The following is a 2,913-nucleotide window of genomic DNA, read 5'->3' as shown; positions in this document are numbered from 1 at the left end:
GGGATTATGGTGGCATAGCTTATGCTAATTTAACCCTTGACTCGTCAGAGACGATCCTATTTTTATGGGATGGAATGGGGTATTACTGCGATGGGCGGTGTTATCCAGACACAGAACATTCTCAATGGACACAACTTATTTCCAAAACCCGAGACACTTCAAAGATTGCTCGATTACTAAAAGCTCATGGAATAACCCACCTTTTTTATAGTGAAGCTGATTTCCGCTTTCTCAGCCACCATGATCCTACAGGCTATCATCGAGATGCAGCCGATTTCTTTTTTGATGAATTTCTATCCAAATGCGGTAAAACGGAATACAGGGATAATAATTCTCTTGTAATAAAAATCATTTGTTCTTAATCGAACGACCTACCCAGATGGTCATAATTCAAGGAGAGAATCGATGGCAATCCTAAAAAAGGTAATGATTATCCCGTTCCATCCTGTTCTAATAGCTCTTTTTCCATTAGTAAATTTTCTCGCTTATAACAAGGCTCAAATATCGGTTTCGGAAGTCACCAGAACGTTAATAGTATTATTAGCTAGCTCGGTTTTCATTTTTGGCATCACTAATCTGTTATTGAAGAACCTTCAAAAGGCTGCTGTAATATCAACACTTATTTTCCTGATTTTCTTTTACACGAAACATGGATACAACTTAATAATGAATAATCAAGGTGGGCTAATTGGTAAGGGTGTAGGAGTTGTGATTATAGTTAGTTATGTAATTCTCTGCTTGGGTATCTTGTTGATTTTGCGTCATACGAAGTTGGTAGCAACGTTAAATAGCTTACTTACTAGGGTTTCTATCATCGCACTGATATTTCCTACGGTTGTATTAGGGGTAACAACCTTGAATAATGAAGAATTCACTCTTTCTGATAATTTTTCGACTGGATTGGCACCGTTAGTATCAAACCCGGAAATATCTCCTGATATCTATTACATAATTTTGGATGGCTATGGCAATGATCAATTATTAAAAAATTATTATGGGTATGATAATGCACACTTTATAAATTATTTAAAGCAAAAGGGGTTCATTCTTGCTGAGAACAGTCACGCGAATTATAACCAGACAGCTTTGTCTATCTCGTCATCATTGAACTACCAATACGTAAATGAGCTATCAGATCAGGTAAGTGATAAGTATGATGAACGACAACCGCTTTCACAACTTATCCGTGACAGTAATGTCCGTGAAACGTTGGCTGAGCAGGGATATCAGATTATTTCGATCTCAGATGGAATCTCTATGTCAGACATCCGCGATGCGGATGTCTTCCTCGACACGTCTCTATGGATTAATGGATTTGAATTTGGATTTCTTTCGACGACGCTGGCAGATTTTTGGCTAGATCAATACTATCCTGATTGGTATCGAAGAGCAAAATTGGATGTATTTTCGAATATTGCGAATATCCCCGAACAGGCTTCTCCAAAATTTGTTTTTTCTCATATCTTGATGCCACATCCACCTTTTGCTTTTGGACCGAATGGTGAAGAACGACCAATACCGGATAAAGGTTTCTCAGATGGAGACTCTTTTCAAGGAACCATTGAGGATTATCTACAAGGGTATACAGGGCAAATGACCTATTTGAACACTATAATGGAGGAGACTGTATCTGCAATTCTGGAAAAGTCGAGGACAGCGCCAATAATCGTTATTCAAGGAGACCATGGCCCAGGGGCGCACTGGAAATCAGATCAAGATACTCATATATGTTATCAAGAAAGAATGTCGATTCTAAACGCCTATTACCTGCCAGGTGAAGGGACTGCGGATCAAGTTTATCCAACCATCACACCGGTTAATACTTTTCGGGTAATCTTTAACGCCTACTTCGACACTAATTATGAGCTGCTCGAGGATAGGGTTTACTTCTCAAAGTGGAACACCCCGTACGTTTTCCGAGATATCACTGAAAGCGCAGATCAATGTAACCTGCCTCGGGTCGATTTGAATTACGGCCCATAATAGGTAGATGGCTGACGATTTATAGAAAATCATATACTTCATCTATACCGGAAATCCGAAATCTCGAAATGTTCACGATCAGATTGGGTCGACAATCTTCGCTTTTGTTTTTCATGTTAAGAAGCATGTTCTTCCTCGCTCTGCCTCTCGCAGGTCTGATTGGATATGGCGATCTTCCCCATTTCTTCAACCTGTCGAAACTGGGTTGGCCATATTTCGATTTTTGGAGTGAGTTCCCGCCGCTTTTCCCCTTTTTGTCCCGGCTGCTCTTCCTGGCCTCCGGTGGGCAGGAGCATGTATACGATTATCTGCTGGTTTTTCTGCTCACGCTATTTCAGGCGGGCAATCTGGCGTTATTCATCAAGCTGAACCGCAAGCTGCATCCGGGTGAAGGATCTGAGTGGCGGTTATTCTATTACTTCTCGATTCTGCTCGTGCTCAGCTACGGCTGGTGGTATTTCGACCCCCTGGCGGTCTTCTTTATGCTGTCTGCACTGTTATGGATTTTGGAGGGTAAGGACCGTCCGGCAGGTGTGGCAATCGGCCTGGGAATCCTCACCAAGTTGTTCCCGGGATTCGTTCTGATCGTCGCCTGGCTCATCCGCCCCAAGAAGCGGGCGCTGCAGACGAGCCTAATCGCAATAAGCCTGGTATTGGTCGTTTATGGGGCACTCTATCGCGCTTCGCCGGAGATGACAACTGCCTCGCTGCGTTCGCAGGCCGGGAAAGGGTCCTGGGAGACGGCCTGGGCGCTGCTGGATGGGAACCTCAACACCGGCAATTTCGGCGAACTGGTTGAGCGTTTCGACCCGCAGGCAGCCGGACGCCTGGTCGGCAACCCACCTGTCCTGCCCGCCTGGCTGGCCCTGGTGCCCTTCGCCCTGCTTGGCGCCTGGTTGTTTTTCCGTTTTCGTCCTTCCGGACCTTTCG

Annotated in this window: 3 protein-coding genes; all 3 read left to right on the top strand. The window is 44.1% G+C overall.

Annotated features, from left to right (window positions below):
* The coding region (locus NC238_13965; protein MCM1567012.1) for a hypothetical protein at positions 1 to 362 on the top strand (362 nt) is incomplete at its 5' end.
* A gap of 43 nt (positions 363 to 405) precedes the next feature.
* Complete coding sequence (locus NC238_13960) at positions 406 to 1,983, top strand: hypothetical protein (GenBank protein MCM1567011.1); 1,578 nt, start codon at positions 406 to 408, stop codon at positions 1,981 to 1,983.
* A 68-nt stretch (positions 1,984 to 2,051) separates the two neighbouring features.
* A partial coding sequence (locus NC238_13955; protein MCM1567010.1) for a glycosyltransferase 87 family protein occupies positions 2,052 to 2,913 on the top strand: 862 nt, incomplete at its 3' end.

Origin of the sequence: Dehalobacter sp. (assembly GCA_023667845.1) — a bacterium.
GTDB lineage: Bacteria > Bacillota > Desulfitobacteriia > Desulfitobacteriales > Syntrophobotulaceae > Dehalobacter.
This window is presented reverse-complemented; position numbering and strand designations above follow the sequence as displayed.